The sequence below is a fragment of the Streptomyces purpurascens genome (genome assembly GCF_045040895.1).
GTDB lineage: Bacteria > Actinomycetota > Actinomycetes > Streptomycetales > Streptomycetaceae > Streptomyces > Streptomyces purpurascens.
Map to the genome: position 1 here is coordinate 882,930 of NZ_CP108341.1, position 21,087 is coordinate 904,016.

The following is a 21,087-nucleotide window of genomic DNA, read 5'->3' on the forward strand; positions in this document are numbered from 1 at the left end:
ATGACCACCGAAACGGTCGGGACCGGCGCCGAAGTGGAGCTCGCCATCGGAGGCATGACCTGCGCCTCCTGCGCGGCGCGCATCGAGAAGAAGCTCAACCGCATGGACGGGGTCACCGCCACCGTCAACTACGCGACCGAGAAGGCGAAGGTCAGTTACTCCGGTGAGGTCTCGGTCGGGGATCTGATCGCCACGGTCGAGGCGACCGGGTACACCGCTCAGGAACCGGCACTCCCCGAGCGGCACACCGAGCCCGCCGAGGAGACCGACGAACTCCGCCCGCTGCGCGAGCGGCTGGTCGCGGCCGTGGTGCTGGCGGTTCCCGTCGTGGCCATGGCCATGATCCCGGCGCTGCAGTTCGAGTACTGGCAGTGGCTGTCGCTCACGCTGGCCGCGCCCGTCGTGATCTACGCGGCGTGGCCCTTCCACAAGGCGGCGCTCACCAACGCCCGGCACGGCGCGGCCACCATGGACACGCTGATCTCGGTGGGCACCTCTGCCGCGTTCCTGTGGTCGCTGTGGGCGCTGTTCTTCGGCACCGCGGGCACGCCGGGCATGACGCACCCCTTCGAGCTGACCATCGAGCGCACGGACGGCGCCGGGAACATCTACCTGGAGGCCGCCGCGGGTGTGACGGCCTTCCTCCTGGCCGGGCGGTACTTCGAGGCCCGGGCGAAGCGCAAGGCGGGGGCGGCACTGCGGGCGCTGCTGGAGCTGGGCGCGAAGGACGTCACCGTGCTGCGCGACGAGGGCCGTGAACAGACCGTTCCGGTCGCGGAGTTGAAGGTCGGCGACCGCTTCCTGGTCCGGCCCGGTGAGAAGATCGCCACCGACGGGACGGTCGTCGAGGGTTCCTCCGCCGTGGACGCCTCGATGCTCACCGGCGAGTCCGTGCCGGTGGAGGTCGGCGCCGGCGACCCGGTCACCGGCGCCACGATCAACGTCGGCGGGCGGCTCGTCGTGCGCGCCACGCGGGTCGGTGCCGACACCCAGCTGGCCCGCATGGCCCGACTCGTGGAGGACGCGCAGAACGGCAAGGCCGCCGCGCAGCGGCTCGCGGACCGGATCTCCGCCGTGTTCGTGCCGGTCGTGATCGCCCTCGCGCTGGGCACGCTGGGCTTCTGGCTCGGCAACGGCGCCGGTCTGACGGCCGCCTTCACGGCCGCGGTCGCCGTCCTGGTCATCGCCTGCCCGTGCGCCCTCGGTCTGGCCACGCCGACCGCGCTGATGGTCGGCACCGGGCGGGGAGCCCAGCTCGGCATCCTCATCAAGGGCCCGGAGGTGCTGGAGTCGACGCGCCGGGTCGACACCGTCGTCCTCGACAAGACCGGCACCGTCACCACCGGCCGTATGACCCTGCTGGCCGTGCACACCGCCGACGGCACCGACGAGGCCGAGGTGCTGCGGCTGGCCGGGGCGCTGGAGCACTCCTCCGAGCATCCGATCGCCCGTGCCGTCGCCGACGGGGCGCTGGAGAAGCTCGGCGGCGCGCTGCCCACACCGGAGGACTTCGCCAATGTGCCCGGACTCGGCGTCCAAGGTGTCGTCGAGGGCCACGCCGTGCTCGTCGGGCGGGAGCGGCTGCTGGCCGACTGGGCGATGGAGCTGCCGGACAGCCTGGCCCGTGCCAGGGCGGTGGCCGAGGGCGCCGGGCGCACCGCCATCGCGGTCGCCTGGGACGGCGAGGCGCGTGCGGTGCTGGAGGTCGCCGACGCGGTGAAGGAGACGAGCGCGGAGGCGATCCGGCGGCTGCGCGCACTCGGACTGACGCCGATCCTGCTGACCGGCGACAACGAGGCGGTGGCCCGGTCCGTCGCCCGCGAGGTCGGTATCGCTCCGGAGAACGTCGTCGCCGAGGTACTGCCGCAGGACAAGGTCGAGGTCGTCAAGCGGCTCCAGGCCGAGGGCCGTTCGGTGGCGATGGTCGGCGACGGTGTCAACGACGCGGCGGCGCTCGCCCAGGCCGATCTCGGACTGGCCATGGGCACCGGCACGGATGCCGCGATCGAGGCCGGGGACCTGACTCTCGTGCGGGGCGACCTGCGGGCCGCGGCGGACGCCATCCGCCTCTCCCGCCGCACCCTCGGCACCATCCGCTCGAACCTGTTCTGGGCCTTCGCCTACAACGTGGCGGCCCTGCCGCTGGCCGCGGCCGGACTGCTCACGCCGATGATCGCCGGAGCGGCCATGGCCTTCTCCTCGGTCTTCGTCGTCGGCAACTCGCTGCGGCTGCGCACCTTCCGGGCCGCCGGCTGAGTAGTGCGCGCAGGGCCCGGTGCAGCGGTGACGTCATGCCGTCAGTTCACCAGGTCGCCCGGTCGGCCGTGCCGGGTCCGGCTCACGGATGGCCGTCCGCCGCGTGGGCACTCAGCGGGTACCGGCCCGCGGGGGCGCCGAGCGTGCGCCCCGCGTGAGCCGGTACCTTGCTGGGGAAAGGCCACTGCGGGGAGAAGCACATGACCGATCCGACGATCACAGACGCGGACGCCCCCCGTCCGCTGCCGAGCGAAGGGAAGCCCGCCGGCGGACCCGGCCGGCTCCTGGCCGCCGTACTCGGCGATCTCAGGGCCGTGGACGGCGCCCTGTACGCGGCGGTGGCAGCCACCCCCACGCCGACCCTCGACCGGACGCTGCGCCACCTGTCGCACGCGGCCGACCACTCGAAGATCTCGTTCGGCATCGCCACCGCCCTGGCGCTGGCCGGGAAGCGCCCGCGTCGGGCAGCGGTCGTCGGCGTCGGGGCGATCGCCGTGGCGTCGGCCTCCGCCAACCTGCTCGGCAAGCGCCTGGTGCGCCGGGCCCGGCCGGACCGCGAGGCGGCCCGGGTGACGGTGGACCGGCATGTCCGGATGCCCACGTCGGCCTCGTTCCCGTCCGGGCACACGGCGTCGGCGGTCGCGTTCGCCACCGCCGTCGGTGTGGTCCTGCCGCCCGCCGCGGTGCCGCTCGGGGCGCTGGCGAGCGCCGTCGGCTACTCCCGCATCCACACGGGCGTGCACTATCCGGGCGACGTGGCCGCCGGCGCGGTCCTCGGCATCGCGAGCGCCGCTGCGGCGCTGGCCGCGGCGGCGGCCACGCCGTCGGCGCGGACCCAGGCGCTCCTGACGGCCGCCCGTTCGTGGCCGCGGATCAGCATCGGTTCCGCGGGCCGTTGAGGCCGTAGGCAGGGCGTGCGGCCTCAACGGCCCGCGCCCTGCCCCCACACGACCGACAGGTCCTCAGCCGAAGGCCTTCACCGCCTGGTAGTAGGTCCACGCCGTGCTGTCGCAGGCGTTCTTCGTGCCGCCGGTGTAGGCGGCGCAGATCCGCTTGAGGTCCTCGTGGAAGGCACTGTCGAGTCGGGACTTGTCGGCGCTGAAGGTGCCTGCGGCCTTGTAGTTGCGGTAGCCGAAGTCGTGGCGGGCGCAGGACATCGAGAAGGGGAAGCCGAACGGGTTGTCCGGCGACGAGGAGCAGTAGTCGGTCGACCAGTCGAAGGCGTACGCGGCCCAGGCGGCCTGGTTCGCGCGGGCGGCGGCCCAGGCGTCGTAGCTCGACGCGCTGGTCTGCGTCCAGCCGGCGAGCACCTGGGGCTTGTCGGCGGGGGCGGCACTCGCGAGGGTCGCGGTGCCGACGACGGTGACGAGGGACAGGGCTGAGGCGGCAAGACCGGTGGCGAGTCTGCGGTGCATCCCACACCTCCATGAGGCCGCGGCCCGCCCATCGGGCCGCAGGTTCATGACAAGAGCATCGCCACCTCTTGAGGGTGCTCACACCTGACGTGCCCCAATGCCCCCTTAATTCTTGGCTATTGAACGAGAACGGCAGCCGACCGGCGTACGTCAATGGCCGTGAGCGCGAGGGCCAGCGGCCCCGGGGCCAGGAAGGCCAGGGGCAGCAGCATCCAGGCGCACAGCGCGGCCGTCGCCACGGCGAGCAGGACCAGCCCGCTGCCGCCCACGTCCGCCACGGCGTCCCGGGCGGCCCCGCGCACCGCCGCGCGCCAGTCGGTGAGCGACTCGGGGCGTCCGCAGGCCCGCAGGCCGACGACCGCCGCACAGGCGCCGATGACGGCGGCGGCCACCGCGAACAGCCGCGCCCCGGGCAGCCCGGCCCCGGCCAGCGCCAGATCGGCCGCGAGCAGCAGCAGACCGGCCAGCGCGACGCCTCCCGCCAGCAGGTCACCGGCCCGGAGCCGCCGCCGCAGCAGGGCGAAGTACCGCCCCGCCGTGACGGGCCGGTCCTGCCCCGCACCGCGCAGGACGGCGCAGGCCGTCGACAGCGCGGCCGGTGCGGTCACCAGCGGCAGACAGGCCGCCGCCGTGGCGAGGCCGACGCTCAGCACGTCGGCGAACAGGGCCATGCGCGGCCCGAACACCTCACCGGCCTCACGGGTCCGCATCCCGCTCACCCCTTGACTCCGGAACTGGCCATGCCCTCCACCAGGAACCGCTGGAAGGCGAGGAAGAACAGCACGATCGGCAGCAGCGCGATCACCGACAACGCGAACATCGGGCCGAACGCGGAGGTGCTGGAGGCGTCCACGAAGGAGCGCAGCGCGAGGGTCAGCGTGAACTTCTCCGGGTCGAAGAGGTAGATGAGCTGGGTGAAGAAGTCGTTCCAGGTCCAGATGAAGGTGAAGATGGCGGTGGTGATCAAAGCCGGCCGGGTGAGCGGCAGTACGACCTGGAAGAAGCTGCGGAAGGGGCCGCAGCCGTCGATCCGGGCGGCCTCCTCCAGCTCGCGCGGCAGGCCGCGCATGAACTGCACGATGAGGAAGACGAAGAACGCCTCGGTCGCGAGGAACTTCGGCAGGATCAGCGGCCAGTAGGTGTTCACCAGGCCGAGCTGGTTGAAGATGATGTACTGCGGGATCAGCACCGCGTGGTGCGGCAGCATGATCGTGGCGATCATGAAGGCGAACAGCGGCCCGCGGAAGCGGAACCTGAGGCGCGCGAAGGCGTAGGCGGCGAGCGAGCAGCTGATGACGTTGCCGAGGACCGCGCCGCCCGCGATCAGCAGGGAGTTGCCGAGCAGCCGCCAGATGGAGACGTCGTTGACGCCGTCCAGGGCGGTGGAGTAGTTCGACCACTCCAGGTGACTGGGCAGCAGGTTCAGGCTCGCGATCACCTCGTCGGCGGGCTTGAGCGAGGTGGCCAGCAGCCAGGCCAGCGGGTACAGCATGACCAGCAGCGCGGCCAGGCAGCCGAGGTGCACGGCGATTCGGCCCCAGCGAACCGGCTTGTGGGAAACGGCGGTCGAGGTCATCGGTTCCCCTCGGAGGCGTAGAAGACCCAGGAGCGCGAGGTGCGGAACAGCACCGCCGTGACGACGCCGATCACGACGAGCAGCACCCAGGCCATGGCGGAGGCGTAGCCCATGTGGGAGGCGACGAAGCCCCGGTCGTAGAGGTACATGGTGTAGACGAGGGTCGAGTCGGCCGGCCCGCCCTTGCCCGCGCTGATCGCGAAGGCGGGCGTGAACACCTGGAAGGCCTGGATGGTCTGCAGGACCAGGTTGAAGAACAGCACCGGGGACAGCATCGGCACGGTGACCGACAGGAACTGCCGCCATTTCCCGGCCCCGTCCACCGCCGCCGCCTCGTACAGCTCGGCGGGGATCTGCTGGAGCCCGGCGAGGAAGATGACCATCGGCGCGCCGAACTGCCACACCGTCAGCAGCGCGACGGCCAGCAGCGCGAAGCCGGGCTTGTTGACCCAGCCGCCGGTGCCGAGCAGGTTGTCGACCGTGCCGCCGTCGTTGAAGACCGCCCGCCAGACCAGGGCGATGGACATCGAGGCGCCGAGCAGCGAGGGCGCGTAGAAGGCCGAGCGGTAGAAGGCCTTGCCTCGCTTCATGCCCTTCAGGGCGAGCGCGACGACGAGGGCGAGGGCGAGTTGCAGGGGCACCGCGATGACGACGTACGTCAGGGTCGTCACGACCGAACGCCAGTAGCGCGGGTCCTCGGTGAACATCTGCACGTAGTTGCGCAGGCCGACCCACTTCGGCGGGTTGAACAGGTCGTAGTCGGTGAACGACAGGTACAGCGACACGGCCATCGGCAGCAACGTCAGGACGGTCGCGCCGAGCACCCAGGGCGAGAGGAACACCCAGGCGGCGCCCTCGCGTTCGCGCTTGGGGCGGCGCTTCGGGGCGGTGGCGGTGGCGCGCCTCGCCTCCGGGGGGATCGCGGTGGTGGTCATGACCTCAGCTCCGCCTTCGCCTCGGTGACGTAGTTCTCGGCCGCCTCGCGGGGCGACATGCGCGCGTAGGACACCTGGTCGTAGTCGCGCTGGAAGGTGGTCTGCAGGGCGTTGTCCCCCGAGGGCGGGGCCTGGGGCGGGTCCTTGAGCTTTCCGTCGAGGGACGCCTGGAAGTCGGCGATGGTCTTGTCGAAGTCCTTGAGCTCCGGGCCGATCGCGTCGCGGATGGTCTCGTTGACGGGGATGCCGCGGCCGGCGCCGAGGATCTTCGCGGCCTGCCGGTCGTTGATCATGAAGTCGACGAGCTGGGCCGCCTCCTTGGGGTGGCCGGTGTTGGACGAGACGCCGAGGAACATGGACGGCTTGAAGTACTGGCCGGGTGTGCCGTCCTCACCGGACGGCATGGGGGCGAGGGCGACTCCGCCCTTGACCAGGGCCGTGTAGCCGCTGGACGGGGCGTCCCAGTTGTTGTCGGAGGTCGCCTCGCCGCGCCCGAGCGGGGTGTTCTCCACGGTGCCGTCCAGCTGGGTGGTCTGCTCGGCGGGCGAGACGGCCCCCTCACGCCGGAGCCGGTCCGTGAACGTCCACCAGCGGGTGAGGTCGTCGGCGGTGAAACCGAGCCCGCCGTTCTCTGTGTAGAGGGCCTTGCCCTGCCCGCGCAGCCACACCTCGAAGGCGTCCTCGCTCCAGCCGGGGTCAGTGCCCCCCGGTTTGCCGGTCTTCTTCGCGAGGGCCCGCATGGCGTCGGCCCACTGGCTCCAGGTCCAGCTCCCGCCGGGGAGCGGGACTCCCGACTTCTTCCAGGTCGCGACGTCGTGGACGACGGTCTCGGTGCCGCGGCCCTGCGGGATCGCGTACTGGACATCGTCCACGCGGCCGGTGGCGAGCAGTCCCTGGTCGATCTCGGAGGTGCGCAGTACGGACTTCTGCTTCGCCAGGTCGAGCAGCACACCGCCGGAGGCGTACTGGTCGATCTGGCGGTAGTCCAACTGCATCACGTCCGGCGCGTCACCGCCGGCGGCCTGGGTGGCGAGCTTCTGCTTGTAGGCGTCGTAGCCGGAGAACGACGTCGTGACGTCGATGTCCGGGTGCTGTTTCTCGAACAGCGCGACGGCCTGCTCGGTGCGTGCCGCGCGGTCGGGGTTGCCCCACCACGTGTAGCGCAGCACGACCTTGCCGCCGCCGGCGGATTCCCCGGATCCTCCGCAGCCTGCCAGCACGGCGCACAGTGCCAGTGCGGCGGCCGACGCGCAGAACCCCTTTGTCCTGTGTCCGGGCATGCCGAGGTCACCTCTCCTTTCCTCGGACTTCCTGTTGGCCCCCCTCGGCCTGTCGCCCCCCCCTTGCTCGGTTACTCGCCCTGGTACGGCAGCGTCGTACCGGGCAGGTTGTACTCGTCGCGGCGGCCGCACATGCCGAAGCCGCCGAGCCGGGTGGGGGCTGCCTCGTGGGCGGTGGCCTCGCCGAGGTGGAGGGGCTCCCCCGCCTCCAGCGCGTCGAGCTGGGCGCCGGTGCGTTCGGCGGTGGCCAGCGCACCCGCCCGCCACAGCTCGCGCCAGGTGGGCACCTTGTCGCGCACGAGGCGTGCGGCGGCCCGCTGGAACTCCAGGTACGGGCCGTTGTCGCCGGCTTCGAGGGCTTCGCGCAGGACGAGGTAGCCCTCGACGGCGAGGTCCCTGCGGCGCCGGGCGGCCGCCGCCGTCTCGGGTCCCGTGCCGGGCGGCAGTTTCGCCGCGTCGGCGTACTTCCCGGGGTCGGCGAGCACCTCGGGCGGGAAGGTGAACACGGCGTCACCGGCCTCGGGCAGGCCGCTGTTCTGCATCAGCACGGTGATGCGCAGGTCGCCGCCCTGCACCATGCGGTGGACCGTGCCCGGTGTGAACCAGGCGACGGAGCCGGCCGCGAGGGGGATGTCCCGGTAGCCGTCGGGGCTCAGCGTCTGGACCGCGCCCCGGCCGCCGGTGACGACGTACGCCTCGGCGCACACCAGGTGCAGATGCGGGCTGCCGCCGCAGACGCCGTCGGCGGCCTCCCAGTCGTAGGCGCTCAGATGGGACAGGCCGATCGCGCCGGGCAGCGGGTGCGGCAGGGCGGGCTTCGGGTCGCTCACCACGGCAGGCTCTCCATGTGGGTGCCGACCCGGTCGCGGTCCCAGGCGCCGTCGGCCACGACCAGCCGGTAGCGGTAGGCGAAGGACTCGCCCGGCGGGAGTGCGAACTCCTCGAAGAACGCCCAGGAGAAGGCGACCGTCGGGAAGGGCTCGGCGCGGACGAACCAGTGCGACTCGTGGATCGCGGACGTCTCGTCGAGGTTCTCGGGCGCGTGCGCGAAGACGAGTGTGGAGTGGCCGTCGACGTCGTCGTGCTCGGTGGTGAAGGCGAGCCAGGGGCCCTGGGTGCCCATGAGCTTGCCCGCGTCGGCGTCGGTGTCGGGGGCGAAGACCGTGCCGCCGGTGAAGTCGCGCGGGCCGCGCCACTGGAGTCCGGTGTAGCCGGCCATCTCGCGGCCCGCGGTGGTCGGGGAGCCGAAGGCCAGGGGCTCGGAACGGAGGTTGGTGAGGCGGATCGACCAGTCGAGAGCCCAGGATCCGGCTTCCTCGTCCACCGAGTGGACGGTCAGCCCCCGCACCTCGCGGGCCCACTCCTCACCGCCGTTCTCGACCCAGGTGAGGTTCTCGGTGAAGGCGAGGCGGTCGTCCTCGACCGTGAAGTCCGGGAAGCCGTCGTGCCGCATCGAGCCGACGCGCTCGGGCAGGGGCAGATAGCCCTGGCCGTGGACGTAGCAGTTGCCGCCCCAGAAGTTCTGGCCGGACAGATGGCTCGAGGTCATCTGCAGGCCCTTGTGCCAGCGGTGGTCGTTCGGGCGGTAGCCGGTGACCGTGCGGCCGGAGAGGGTGCGTACGGGGTGGGCGTACGGCTTGCGGGACTCGAAGGGATCCGGGTCGGGGCGGTAGACGTAGCGGAGGATTTCCGTGCCGCCTGCAGCCGTGACAGCGATGTCCTCGCCGTGGGTGTGGGTGACTCGGATACTCATGCGCGCTCCTTGGGGGCCCAGTCGGGGTACTCGCCGTGCATGGCCTCGTAGAAGGGGTCGCCGGGGCCGATCTCCCCGGCACGCACCGAGCGGCCGGTGAACGCCGCCTTGTACAGGGCGGCGGCGAACTCGAGCGTGGCGCGGGCGTCCTGGCCGCTGCCCGGTGGCCGGGTGCCGGTGTCGTAGGCGTCGAGGAGCGTGCCGAGCTGGGCCGTGTGCGAACTCGGCACGTCGTTCGCGGGGGTGCGCCAGGCGGTGGCGCGGTCGGAGGCGACGTGCGGGGCCGGGGTGTAGGCCCAGCTGTCGTTGCTGTGGCCGTACAGGTGGGTGAGCTCGATCGTGGCGTCCGCGCAGTCGACGCGGATGCGGCTCACCTCGTCCGGGGACAGCACGCTGTTCACGACGGTCGCGAGGGCGCCGCTCCGGAAGCGCACCAGCGCGGTGGAGACGTCCTCGCTCTCGGTGTCGTGGACGAGCCGGGCCGCCATGGCCTGGATCTCCTCCCACTCGCCGAGCAGGTGCAGCAGCAGGTCGTACTGGTGGATGCCGTGGCCCATGGTCGGGCCGCCGCCCTCGCTGGCCCACTTGCCGCGCCACGGCACCGCGTAGTACGCGGCGTCCCGGTGCCAGGTCGTCTGGCAGTGCGCGACCAGCGGGGCGCCCAGCTCGCCGCTGGTGATCAGCTCGCGGGCGTGCACGGCGCCGGAGCCGTAGCGGTGCTGGAAGACGACCGCGGCGTACGCCCCGGAGGCCTCCTCGGCGGCGGCGATCTCGTCGTACTCGGCGAGTGACAGGGTGAGCGGCTTCTCGCAGAGCACCCAGGCACCCGCCTTGAGCGCGGCCACCGTCTGCTCCCGGTGCAGGGAGGGCGGTGTCCCGATCAGGACCAGGTCGGGGCGTACGGCGTCGAGCATCGCGTCCATCGAGGTGTATCCGGCGACCTGGTCGCCGGCCAGCTCGCGGAAGGTGTCGAGCCGCTCCTGGTCCACGTCGACGGCGGCGACCAGTTCCACCCGGTCGGAGTGGGCCCGCAGCGCGGGCAGGTGGCTGCCGCTGACGATGGCTCCGGTGCCGACGACGGCCACACGGCGGCGGGTGGGAGACCCTGGGGACACGGACATGCGGCGCTCCTCGGACGGCCGGTGGACTCACGCTTGGAAAGCGCTTGCACTCGGAAGGTGACCCTAGGCGCGGGACCATGTCTGGACAACCCCCCTGCAGCGACCTGCACAAGGTCTGCGCGAGCGTTCTCCCAGCTTGGGGCCTGGATTCCGGTTTTCGTCGGCCTCACGGAAACGGCATTCCCCCTTCTGTCCGCTGGGGTTGACCCCACCACGAAACGGCTGCCGGCCGGAGTGATCGGGAAGCGGCCCGTCCCTACCGTTCTGTCGCACAACACCCCCCTCGACATGTCCACGTCGGACCGCCGAGGGACAGTCGCGACAGAAAGGACAGCCCCGTGCTCCGCTTATCCCGCTCACCGGGATCTGTGAGAAGGGCCGCCCTGGCCCTGACGACCGCCGCTCTCGCCCTCACCGCACTGCCCGCCACGGCGACGGCCCGCCCGGCCGAGACGGCCCCCGACCCGCTCGCCCGCTACCACCAGCAGCGCCTCGTCTGGAAGAGCTGCGTGCTCGGGCCTCAGGACACGACCGGCAAGGAGCTGCGGCAGGCGGGCGCCCGCTGCGCCGACGTGACGGTGCCGCTGGACTACTCAAACCCCGGCGGCCGCTCGATCACCGTCGCGATATCCCGGATCCGCGCCACCGACACCGCCCGCCGCGTCGGCCCGCTGCTGCTCAACGGCGACGGCCCCGGCGGGCCGTCGCTCGGCGACCCGCCGTGGGTGCGCAAGGCCATGAAGGACGTCGCCGCACGGTACGACGTGGTGGGCGTCGACCCCCGGTTCATCGGCCGCAGCACACCGCTGGACTGCCGCTGGCCGACCGGCTCGGCATGGCGCGGGGCGGGAGAGGACCGGGCCGGCTTCGACCGCGTGACCGCGTTCTCGAAGGACCTCGCCGAACTCTGCCGCGGCAACGCGGGCGATGTCCTGCCCCACGCCACGACCCGCAACACCGCGCGCGACATGGACGTCGTCCGGGCCGCGCTGGGCGAGCGGCGGATCTCCTACCTGGGCTACTCGTACGGCAGCTACCTCGGCGAGGTGTACACCACGATGTTCCCCGGCCGCACCGACCGGGTCGTCCTGGACGGTGTGATCGACCCGGACCGGTACGGGCCGAGGCTGCTGCGGGGCGTCGAGCGGGCCAACCGGCACGCGCTGGAGGGGTGGGCCTCCTGGGCCGCCGCGCGCGAGGCGACCTACGGGCTGGGCGGGACACGGGGTGAGGTGCTGGCCGCCGTGGACCGCGTACGGAAGGCCGCGTCCCGGACACCGCTGCGGCTCGGCGACCACCGGCTGGACGAGCACGTGATGCCCATGGTCGTCTTCAACGGCCTCTCCCAGCACAACGACGCCGCCTACGGTGACTTCGCGCAGGGCGTGCGGGACATGCTGCGGGCGTCCGAGGGGCAGCGGGTCACGCCGTCGCCCTGGCTCGCCGGGGTGCTCGAATTCGTGCTCACGGGCACCGACTCCCCCTACGGCAGCGCGCAGACGGCGATCCTGTGCGGCGACGGGGCCGCGCCCCGTGACCCGGAGGTCTACTGGCGCGATGTCCAGCGCGGCCGGGCGCGGGACCCGCTGTTCGCGCCCGTCACGCACGACATCAACCCGTGCGCGTTCTGGGACCGGCCGCGCGAGCGCCCGACCATGATCCGCGACGACCTGCCCGCCCTCCTCGTCAACGCCACCGGGGACCCGCGCACCGACCACGACGGCGCCAGGACCGTGCGCACCATGTGGCCCTCCTCGCGCCTGGTGACGCTGAACGGGGCCGATCAGCACGCGGTGTACGGCGTCTACGGTGCGCCGTGCGTCGACGACACGGTCAACGCGTACCTCGCGACAGGTCGCCTGCCGGCGCAGGACGTCGACTGCGCGGCGCGGTAGGACCGCGCCGCTCGAGCAGTTCTCGGTCCGATGGGGGCGAACCTGGGGCCCGTCGAGGCACGGTGGGTCCAAGGCCCTGTTCAGGCCCTAGGCCCTCGCCTCGCCCCCCGGCCGGAGCGCGGCGGGGCCGCGGAAGCGGTAGCGGCGTTCGGGGCGGCCCGCCACGCCGTAGCGCAGGGAGACCTCCACGCGGCCGACGGTGTGGAAGTGCTCGAGGTAGCGGCGGGCGCTGACGCGGGAGACGCCGGTCAGGGCGGCGCACTCGCTGGCGGACAGGGTGCCGTCCGTCTCGCGCAGGGCCCGTTCGACCAGCTCGGCGGTCTCCACGCTCATGCCCTTGGGCAGGGCGGCGACGGGCGTGGCCCCTCCGGCGGCTCCGGCCAGCACCCGGTCGACGTCGGCCTGGCTGCGCACGACCGTGCCGAGCAGCCGGCCGCGCCGGTCGGCGTAGCGCTCCAGCCGGGCGCGCAGCTCCTCGGACTCGAACGGTTTGAGGAGGTAGTCGACGACCCCGTGCCGGACGGCACCGCGGACCGTCTCGGCCTCCCGGGCGGCGCTGACGACCATGACGTCGCAGTCGTGGCCCGCGGAACGCAGCCGGGGGATGACGTCGAGGCCGAAGACGTCCGGCAGGTGCAGGTCGAGCAGCACGAGGTCGGGGCGCAGCGCGTCGGCGGCGGCGACGGCCTGTGCGCCGGTACCGGCGACGCCGACGACGCGGAAGGAGTCGACGCGCTCGACGAAGGCGCGGTGGACCTTGGCCACCATGAAGTCGTCGTCGACCACGAGGACGTCGATCGTGCCGGTGGTGCCGGACGTGCGGGGCTCGCTGGTCATCGGGTCGCTCCTTCCGTGCCGGGGCCGCCCATCATGGCGTCCACCTGCGGTGAGGGAAAGAGATGTGCACGGGTGCGGTCCACGGGGCCGGGGGTGCGCACGGCCGTTCCGACGACCGCAAAGACCAAAACCTCCGTTGGTTCCGCAAGAGAGACAGCTCGTCGGCACCCGGGCAGCATGTGGCCCACGTCACCCTCCCCCACAGGGCCTTTACCTACCCGCATCGACGTACCGACAGGTGGTGGCACTCATGCGCCTGCGCACTCCCCTTGCCCTGCTCGGGGCCGCCGTGCTCGTACTCGTCGGACCGCCGCTGCTGACCACCGGCAGCGGTTCCGAGACCGGCACACAGATCCCGGGCCTGCGTTTCATGGTCCCCAACACGCCCGGCGGCGGCTACGACATCACGGCCCGTACGGCCGCGAAGAACGCCGAGGACGCCGGACTGACCCACAACATCGAGGTGTTCAACCTGCCCGGAGCCGGCGGCACCGTGGGCCTCAGCCGGCTGGTGAGCGAGCACGGCAACGGCAAGCTCGCCATGTCCATGGGCCTCGGGGTCGTGGGGGCCGTCCGTTCCAACGACGCGCCGAAGACGCTCGGCGACTCCACGCCGATCGCCCGGCTCACCGAGGAGCAGGACGTCGTCGTGGTCGCCAAGGACTCCCCGTACAAGACGATCGACGACCTGATCGGCGCCTGGAAGGAGAACCCCGGCAAGCTCCCGGTGGGCGGCGGGTCCTCCCCCGGCGGGCCCGACCACCTCGCGCCGATGCTGATGGCGCGGGCCGCGGGGATCCCGCCGAAGCAGGTGAACTACATCCCCTTCGACGGCGGCGGCGAGCTGCTCGCCTCCATCCTCGGCAACAAGGTCGCCTTCGGTGTCTCCGGTGTCGGCGAGTACCTGGACCAGATCAAGGCGGGCGAGCTGCGCCTCCTCGCGGTCACCGGCCCGAAGCGGGTCGACGGTCTCGACGCGCCGACGCTGCGGGAGGCCGGTTACGACGTGAACTTCACCAACTGGCGCGGCATCGTCGCCCCGCCCGGCCTCACCGACGGCGAGCGGGACAAGCTCGTGCGGCTCGTCGAGGAGCTGCACGGCTCCGACGAGTGGCGGAAGTCCATGAAGCAGAACGGCTGGGACGACGCCTTCCTCACCGGTGACGAGTTCGGCGCGTTCCTCGACGCCGAGGACAAGCGCGTGGTTTCGGTGCTGAAGGAGCTGGGACTGTGACGACGCAGACCGACATTCCCCCCGCCGAGACCGGCGGCGAACGGCGCTCGTGGCTGCGCGAGCACTCCGAACTCGGCGTGTGTGTGCTGCTGCTGGCACTGGGCGTGCTCGTCCTGACCGACGCGCTCACCATGGACGTCGACATCGCCCAGCGCGGTCCCGTCGGCCCGAAGACCGTACCGATCGTGGTCGGCGCCGGGCTGCTGGTGATCGCCGCGCTGCTCGCCGTGGACGTCCTGCGCGGCGGCCGGGGGCAGGCCGAGACCGGCGAGGACGTCGACCTGTCCGAGCCCGCCGACTGGCGCACGGTGCTGCTGCTCGCCGGGGTGTTCCTCGGCGCGGCCGTCCTCATCGAGCCGCTCGGCTTCCCCATAGCGGGCGCGCTGCTGTTCTGGGGCGCGGCGTTCGCGCTCGGCAGCCGCAGGATCGACCGCGATCCGCTCATCGCGGCCGGGCTGTCCCTCGTCACCTACACCGTGTTCAACAATCTGCTCGGAGTGCCCCTGCCCGGCGGTCCGCTGATGGGAGTGCTGTGACATGGATGCCTTCAACTCCCTTCTGGACGGCTTCGGTACGGCCCTCACGCCGATCAATCTCCTCTGGGCCGTCATCGGTGTGCTGCTCGGCACGGCGATCGGCGTGCTGCCGGGCATCGGCCCGGCGATGGCGGTCGCGCTGCTGCTGCCGGTGACGTACGGGCTCGACCCGATCGGCGCGTTCATCATGTTCGCCGGCATCTACTACGGCGCGATGTTCGGCGGTTCGACCACCTCCATCCTGCTCAACACGCCCGGTGAGAGCGCGGCGGTGGTCGCGGCCATGGAGGGCAACCCCATGGCCAAGTCCGGGCGCGGCGCCCAGGCCCTCGCGGCGGCCGCCGTCGGGCACTTCGCGGGCGGCCTGATCGGCACGCTCTTGCTGGTGGCACTCGCGCCGACGGTCGCAAAACTGGCCGTGGACATCGGCGCGCCGGACTACTTCGCCATCATGGTGCTGGCGTTCATCGCGGTGACGTCGGTGCTGGGCTCGTCCCGCATCCGCGGCCTCGCCTCCCTGCTCATCGGCCTCACCCTGGGCCTGGTGGGCCTGGACCAGATGACCGGCCAGCAGCGCCTGACCTTCGGCTCGCTCCAACTGGCCGACGGCATCGACGTGGTGATCGTCGCGGTCGGTCTCTTCGCGATCGGCGAGGCCCTGTGGGTCGCCGCCCATCTGCGGCGCAGGCCGCCGGAGCCGATCCCGGTGGGCCGGCCGTGGCTGGGGCGCGAGGATGTGAACCGGACCTGGAAGTCATGGCTGCGCGGCCCGTTCATCGGTTTCCCGTTCGGCGCGATCCCGGCGGGTGGCGCCGAGATCCCCACGTTTCTGTCGTACGTGACGGAGAAACGGCTGTCCAAGCACAAGGACCAGTGGGGCAAGGGCGCGATCGAGGGCGTCGCGGGGCCGGAGTCGGCGGCGTCGGCCTCGGCGGCGGGCACCCTGGTGTCGATGCTGACCCTGGGCCTGCCGACCACGGCGGTCGCGGCCGTCATGCTGGCCGCCTTCCAGCAGTACGGCATCCAGCCCGGCCCGCTGCTCTTCGAGCGCGAACCCGACCTGGTGTGGGGCCTGATCGCCTCCCTGTTCGTCGGCATGGTGCTGCTGCTCGCGCTCAACCTGCCGCTGGCGCCGGTGTGGGCGAAACTGCTGCGCATTCCGCGGCCGTACCTGTACGCCGGGATCATGTTCTTCGCGGCGGTCGGCGCGTACGCGGTCGGCGGCGAGGTGATCGACCTGGTGATCCTGCTGATCATCGGCCTGATCGGCTTCGGCATGCGCCGCTACGGCCTGCCCGTACTGCCCGCCGTCATCGGCGTCATCCTCGGCCCCAACGCCGAGCAGCAACTGCGGCGCGCCCTGCAGATCAGCGACGGCAGCGTGACGGGCCTGGTCAACACACCGTTCGCGGTGACCGTGTACGCGGTGATCCTGGTCCTGCTGGCCTGGCCGCTGCTGAAGAAGGCGGTGACACGGGGGCGCGTGGAGGCCTGACGCGTTGCAAGACCTGAGGGCGTGGCTCATCCGAGCCACGCCCTCTCGGCATCTCTCACGGGGCGACCGACTCCCGCGTGCCGTCCGGGAACCGGATCTCCACTCCCCCGTCGGCCCCGGCCCGTACCCGGGCCCCCTCGACCAGGGCGTGCACCGCGGGGTCGGCGCTGAGCACGACCAGCGTCACCAGGAGGTGGGTGCCGCCGGGGTGGGACGGCAGCGTCAGGAGGGGTGTCGCCGAGTGGTGCCCGTACGCGTTGCTGCCCACCGCCGCCACGACCGTGCCCTCGTCGTCGCTCCAGCCGTGCAGGCCGACGAGCGCGCTGGTCAGGCCGTCCGCGCGCCGGGCGCGTGCCCGGCCGGGGCCGGTCCGGGCCACCGGCGGTGCGGTGTCGTCGGCCACGGCCCAGCCGCCCTCGCGCACGGGCGTGCCGGGGGGCGCGTCGACGCGGTGCACCCGGACCTCCCAGGGGCCGTGCACCACGCTGACCGTCTCGATGCGGTGCCCTTCGCCGCCGCCCGGGAGGAGGGCCCGGTGCCAGGAGGCGGCACGAGCGCCCTCGGCGCCGAGGGGGTGGATACGGCCGCGCGGGGTCGGTGTGCCGTCGGGGGCGAGCAGGGCGATGTGGTTGTCGTGGCCCGTGCGCGGCGCCGGAGGGGTCTCGGGGGCCGTGGCGCTGGAGTAGGCGAACCGGGCGTAGTGCGGGCTGTCCTGCGCCTGCGCCGGTGGGGGCGGCAGGCGGTCGCTGCCGTGGTTGACGAGCCGTACGATCCCGTCGGTCGCAGTGGAGTGCAGCAGCCAGCCCGGGGCGGGTAACACGAGGCGTACGTCGGCCGTCTCGACCGGGCCGGGTTCCTCGGGCGCGGCCCACACGGGGTGGTCGGCGGGCAGGAGCAGGCCCAGGAAGGCCTTGCTCGCCCAGTACGGGGAGGCCGGGCCCGAGTACCGCTGGGTGACGGGGAGGAAGGGCCCGTACCAGCCGAGCGTGAGCAGTCCGTGCTCGTCGGGCACGCCCCGCTCGGCGAAGTGCCTCAGCGCGCCGGAGGCGAGGCGGCGGGTGCGGCCGGGCGGCAGCGGAGTGGCGTCGGCGAGAACACCCGCCCACAGCGGCGCGGTCGTGGCGAAGCGATAGGTGAGCGAGCGGCCCTGGTGGACGGGGGCCCCGTCGGCGCCGAAGAAGTGCTGGTGGTCGTGGAGGAACGACCGCAGGCGTGCCCGGTGGGCCGCCACCGGCCCCGGGTCGGCGCGCGGCCCGGCGATACGGGCCCAGAGCACCGGATACAGGTGCAGGGCCCAGGCGTTGTAGTAGTCGAACTTGCGGCCGTCGCCGTCGGTGTACCAGCCGTCGCCCCGGTACCAGTCCTCCAGACGTGCCAGCCCGGCGTCGATCTCGCGGCGGCTGTGCGGGGCGCCGACGGAGGCGAGGAACTCCTCGGTGATGACCTGGAACAGCCGCCAGTTGGAGTCGTTGACGACCGCTCCGACGAAGCCGCCCAGCCAGTCGGCGATCCGCTGCCGAACGCGGTCGTCGAGCCGGTCCCAGATCCACGGGCGGGTCTCGTGCAGGGCGATCGCGAGGGACGCGGCCTCGACCATGGGCTGACCGCGGTCGGTGATGGGCGGCCAGCGGTCGGGGCTGTGCGGGTCGGTGCCGGCGGCGAGTCCGGCCGCGTACCGCTCGATCAGGCCGGGCACCCCCTGCCCGCCGGAACCGGCGATGCGGAAGGCTGCCAGCAGGAACGAGCGGGCGAAGCCCTCCAGCCCGTCCGACCAGGGCCCGGAGTGGCTGGGCGGTCCGGGGAGCCGGTACTGGGCCAGGCCCGGGGAGGCGTAGGGCAGCAGGGCGTCCAGAAGGCGGTCGGCGATCGCCTCCCAGTGGGCGCGCGTCCAGCCGGTGAGGGGCGAGGTCAGCGGGTCGGGGGGCGGCAGCTGGGGGAGGTGCGTCGGGAGCGACACGTGCGGCGCGCTCATGCGGGTGCGGTTCCTCCGTTGGTCACAGGGCACGCCCGGGCGGGGGCGCGCCGACGCTGTCGCGGACGACGATGTGGGTGCCGAGCAGATGGTGGGCCCCGGCGGCGTGCTCGGGGTCGCGCAGCGCGATACGCACGGCGGCGCGGCCGAGTTCCTCGGCGGGGGTGCGGACGGTGGTGAGCGGCGGGTTGAAGTCCTCGGCGAGCGGGATGTCGTTGTAGCCGACGACGGAGATGTCACCGGGGACGCTCAGCCCGCGATCGGCGATCGCCCGCAGGGCACCGGCGGCGACCATGTCGTCCCCGGCGAAGACGGCGGTGAACTCCCGTGTCCGCTTGAGGAGTTCGGTCATGGCGCGGTGGCCGGCGGCGCGGCCGAGTCCGCAGTCGACGACGTGTGCGGCCTCGGCCGGCAGCCCGTGTTCGGCGAGGGCCGCCCGGTAGCCGGCGACGCGGGCGTCGAGGGCGGTGTTGCCGGGCAGTCCGCCGAGGAAGACGATCCCGCGATGCCCGGCCGAGAGCAGATGGGCGGTGACGGCGCGGGCCCCGGCCTCGTTGTCGAACTCGACGACGAGCGCGGGGATATCCGGGTCGGGCGCGGGCCGCCCGCAGAGCACGAGCCGGGCTCCGGAGGAGTCCAGGGCATGGGCGTAGTGGGCGACGCGCTCGCGGTAGGCGTCGTCCTCGACGACCCCGCCGACCAGGATCACCAGCCGGGCGCCCTCCTCCCGCATGAGCTGCACGAACTCCATCTCACGCTGGGCGTCCCCGCCGGTGGCGCCGACCACGCAGAGCCAGCCGCGGTCGGCGGCCTCCGCCTCCACGCCCTCGGCGACCTGGGCGTAGAAGGGGCTGGTGACCTGGCGGACCACGACGGCGGCCATCTTGCGTCCGCCGCCCACCAGGGCGCGGGCGTGCGCGTTGGCCACGTAGTCGAGGTCGCGGGCCGCGCGCAGGACCCGGGCCCGGGTCGCCGCGGGCACCGGGTGGTTGCCGCTGAGCGCGCGGGAGGCGGTGGCCGTGGACACGCCCGCCCGCTCGGCGACCTCGCGGATCGTGACCCGCCCCTTGGACACCATGTCGTTCCCCATCCCCCGCGTCTCCTCTTCCGCCCACCGCTGTTCAGGTGTTGGCCGCGTAGTCCTTCGCGTATTCCTCGGCCATTCTGTCGCCGCCCCGGCTCCGCCACTTCTTCACCGTCGCGTCCCACTCGGACAGTGGCAGCCGCCCGGCGATGATCCCGGTGGCGGTGTCGTCGAGGAGGGTCTTGAGGGTGGCGCCCTGGGAGTTGTTCGTCGCGGACTGCAGCCCGAACGAGGCGTTGCGGACGGCGTGCGGTACGACCTTCCGCTGCCAGGCGTGCAGTGCGCGTACGGCGTCGGGCATGCCGGGCACGAACAGCACCTGGGGGCCTTCGGCGAGGTACTTCAGCGGCAGGTTGGTGTTGTTCTCCACCTCGCCGAGCTTGGTGTACTCGGGTGAGCCGTCCTTGGCGCGGGTGAAGTGAACGCCCTCGACGCCGTAGTGGACCAGTTCCCACTCCTCGCTGCCGAAGGGCGCGGCGAGGTAGTCGAGGATGCGCAGCAGCAGTTCGATGCGCTCCTTCTTCGCCTGCTTCAGGACGGTGTAGCCGAAAGAGCGGCGGGCGGCGACGGTTCCGCCCGGCTCGCCGCCGACGCTGTACGGGAGGGCGGCCGCCGGGGTCATCTTGCCCTTGGACTCGCGGTACTTGGGCAGATAGGCGCCGAACCCGTCCTGCATGGAACCGACGGTGCCGTTGTAGTAGAGGGTCGTCAGATCGATCTGCGAGATGGACGTGGCGTCGGGGTGGTAGGAGCCGTTCTTGCGCAGCCGCGCCTGGAACGCGATCGCCGCCTTGTACCGTTCGTCCGCCGCCCCCGGGAGGAAGGTGCCGTTGTCCGTGACGGCCCAGGCCTGGGGCGCGTTGTGGGCGGCGCTGTGGTAGGCGTTGCCGAACAGGGACAGCGCGGCGGCGCCCAGCATGTACGTCTTCCCGCGCGTGCCCCGCCGCGCCACGGCGGTGAAGTCCTCGGCCGTCCAGCCCTCCTTCATGCCCGCGTCGGCGAACATGTCCTGGTTGATCCACAGGGTCGAACCGGGCAGCGGGCGCTCCAGCGGGATGCCGTAGAGGCGTCCACCGATGCGGCCCATGTCGCGCCAGGCGTGGGTGGGGATGTTGGCGAGGTTCGGGTAGTCGGCGATCGCGTCGCCCGACAGGTACGGCGTGAGGTCCTGGGCGCGCCGCTGCACGAACTGTGCCTCACGGGGCAGGGTGAAGCCGGAGAACATGTTGATGATGTCGGGCAGGGCGCCGGCGTCGCCCGCCATGACCGTCGCCATCTTCTTCTGGTAGTCGGCCTGGGAGATGATCGTGTACTCGATCTTCACGCCGAGCGCCTTCTCGACGGCCGCCCAGAACCGGTTCGCCGAGGCGGGCTTGGGCGGCGTGCCGAACGAGACGGTCATGACACGGACGGTGGAGCCGTCGCCCGGCGTGCGGGAGACCGACTTGACCAGGTCGGAGGGGTAGGAGGTGTATCCGGCCTGGACGCCCTCCTCGGTGGGGGCGAGGTCCGGCTTCGGGCCGGTGGCGGGACGGTGGGCGGGCCAGGGGGCGAGCTTCTTCCCGGCGTTGGAGACGTCGCCGTCGCCGGACCCCGAGGAGCAGGCGGTCAGCAGACCGGGGACGGAGACGGCGGCACCACCGGCGGCCGCGGAACGCAGCAGGGTGCGTCGGGACATGCTGGGCATGGGTGAATCAC

The 21,087-nt window shown here is 72.5% G+C and carries 18 protein-coding genes; 6 read left to right on the plus strand and 12 right to left on the minus strand.

Going from position 1 to position 21,087, the window contains the following annotated elements:
- On the plus strand, positions 1-2,256 hold the full coding sequence (locus OHU35_RS04035; protein ID WP_189730557.1) for a cation-translocating P-type ATPase: 2,256 nt from the start codon (positions 1-3) through the stop codon (positions 2,254-2,256).
- Between the two features lie 200 nt (positions 2,257-2,456).
- A complete protein-coding gene (locus OHU35_RS04040) occupies positions 2,457-3,155 on the plus strand; it encodes a phosphatase PAP2 family protein (RefSeq protein WP_189730553.1) in 699 nt (232 codons plus the stop codon).
- A 63-nt stretch (positions 3,156-3,218) separates the two neighbouring features.
- Here the strand turns inward: OHU35_RS04040 and OHU35_RS04045 are convergent, their stop codons facing one another.
- From OHU35_RS04045 to OHU35_RS04080, 8 genes are all read right to left on the minus strand, one after another.
- The gene (locus tag OHU35_RS04045) at positions 3,219-3,671 is read right to left on the minus strand and encodes a phospholipase (protein WP_189730551.1); all 453 of its coding nucleotides are present in this window, start codon (positions 3,669-3,671) and stop codon (positions 3,219-3,221) included.
- Positions 3,672-3,787: 116 nt separating this feature from the next.
- Positions 3,788-4,381, minus strand: coding sequence for a hypothetical protein (locus tag OHU35_RS04050; protein WP_189730549.1), 594 nt, complete (start codon positions 4,379-4,381; stop codon positions 3,788-3,790).
- A gap of 5 nt (positions 4,382-4,386) precedes the next feature.
- Complete coding sequence (locus OHU35_RS04055; protein ID WP_405504669.1) at positions 4,387-5,247, minus strand: carbohydrate ABC transporter permease; 861 nt, start codon at positions 5,245-5,247, stop codon at positions 4,387-4,389.
- Positions 5,244-6,182, minus strand: a complete 939-nt coding sequence (locus OHU35_RS04060; RefSeq protein ID WP_405504671.1) for a carbohydrate ABC transporter permease — start codon at positions 6,180-6,182, stop codon at positions 5,244-5,246. Before OHU35_RS04060 ends, OHU35_RS04055 begins: the two co-directional genes overlap by 4 nt.
- Positions 6,179-7,462 (minus strand): ABC transporter substrate-binding protein, encoded by a 1,284-nt coding sequence (locus tag OHU35_RS04065; RefSeq protein WP_189730543.1) that lies wholly within the window; start codon positions 7,460-7,462, stop codon positions 6,179-6,181. The genes OHU35_RS04060 and OHU35_RS04065 overlap by 4 nt, the downstream gene beginning before the upstream one ends.
- A gap of 71 nt (positions 7,463-7,533) precedes the next feature.
- A complete protein-coding gene (locus OHU35_RS04070) occupies positions 7,534-8,295 on the minus strand; it encodes a cupin (protein ID WP_189730541.1) in 762 nt (253 codons plus the stop codon).
- Positions 8,289-9,215, minus strand: coding sequence for a PmoA family protein (locus OHU35_RS04075; protein ID WP_189730539.1), 927 nt, complete (start codon positions 9,213-9,215; stop codon positions 8,289-8,291). Before OHU35_RS04075 ends, OHU35_RS04070 begins: the two co-directional genes overlap by 7 nt.
- The gene (locus OHU35_RS04080) at positions 9,212-10,336 is read right to left on the minus strand and encodes a Gfo/Idh/MocA family protein (RefSeq protein WP_189730537.1); all 1,125 of its coding nucleotides are present in this window, start codon (positions 10,334-10,336) and stop codon (positions 9,212-9,214) included. The genes OHU35_RS04075 and OHU35_RS04080 overlap by 4 nt, the downstream gene beginning before the upstream one ends.
- A 368-nt stretch (positions 10,337-10,704) precedes the next feature.
- On the opposite strand from OHU35_RS04080, the gene OHU35_RS04085 reads away from it, so the two are divergent.
- The gene (locus OHU35_RS04085; protein ID WP_405504675.1) at positions 10,705-12,231 is read left to right on the plus strand and encodes an alpha/beta fold hydrolase; all 1,527 of its coding nucleotides are present in this window, start codon (positions 10,705-10,707) and stop codon (positions 12,229-12,231) included.
- Between the two features lie 87 nt (positions 12,232-12,318).
- On the opposite strand, the gene OHU35_RS04090 is transcribed toward OHU35_RS04085, so the two are convergent.
- Positions 12,319-13,068: a response regulator gene (locus OHU35_RS04090; protein ID WP_359895607.1), complete on the minus strand. Its 750-nt coding sequence runs from the start codon at positions 13,066-13,068 to the stop codon at positions 12,319-12,321.
- Positions 13,069-13,318: 250 nt separating this feature from the next.
- Here OHU35_RS04090 and OHU35_RS04095 point away from each other — a divergent pair, with 250 nt between their 5' ends.
- From OHU35_RS04095 to OHU35_RS04105, 3 genes are read left to right on the plus strand one after another with little or no spacing between them, the layout of a single operon-like run.
- Complete coding sequence (locus tag OHU35_RS04095) at positions 13,319-14,302, plus strand: tripartite tricarboxylate transporter substrate binding protein (protein ID WP_359895729.1); 984 nt, start codon at positions 13,319-13,321, stop codon at positions 14,300-14,302.
- Positions 14,299-14,838: a tripartite tricarboxylate transporter TctB family protein gene (locus OHU35_RS04100; RefSeq protein WP_359895606.1), complete on the plus strand. Its 540-nt coding sequence runs from the start codon at positions 14,299-14,301 to the stop codon at positions 14,836-14,838. The genes OHU35_RS04095 and OHU35_RS04100 overlap by 4 nt, the downstream gene beginning before the upstream one ends.
- Position 14,839: 1 nt before the next feature.
- Positions 14,840-16,333 (plus strand): tripartite tricarboxylate transporter permease, encoded by a 1,494-nt coding sequence (locus OHU35_RS04105; RefSeq protein WP_189730529.1) that lies wholly within the window; start codon positions 14,840-14,842, stop codon positions 16,331-16,333.
- A 55-nt stretch (positions 16,334-16,388) separates the two neighbouring features.
- Here the strand turns inward: OHU35_RS04105 and OHU35_RS04110 are convergent, their stop codons facing one another.
- Genes OHU35_RS04110 through OHU35_RS04120 form a run of 3 tightly spaced genes read right to left on the minus strand, consistent with a single transcriptional unit; the run spans position 16,389 to position 21,076 of the window.
- Entirely contained in the window at positions 16,389-18,305 is a 1,917-nt protein-coding gene (locus OHU35_RS04110) for a DUF2264 domain-containing protein (RefSeq protein ID WP_405504678.1), read from the minus strand.
- A gap of 22 nt (positions 18,306-18,327) precedes the next feature.
- Positions 18,328-19,395, minus strand: a complete 1,068-nt coding sequence (locus tag OHU35_RS04115; RefSeq protein ID WP_405504680.1) for a LacI family DNA-binding transcriptional regulator — start codon at positions 19,393-19,395, stop codon at positions 18,328-18,330.
- A 31-nt stretch (positions 19,396-19,426) separates the two neighbouring features.
- Positions 19,427-21,076, minus strand: coding sequence for an extracellular solute-binding protein (locus OHU35_RS04120; RefSeq protein ID WP_189730525.1), 1,650 nt, complete (start codon positions 21,074-21,076; stop codon positions 19,427-19,429).
- Positions 21,077-21,087 lie beyond the last annotated feature (11 nt).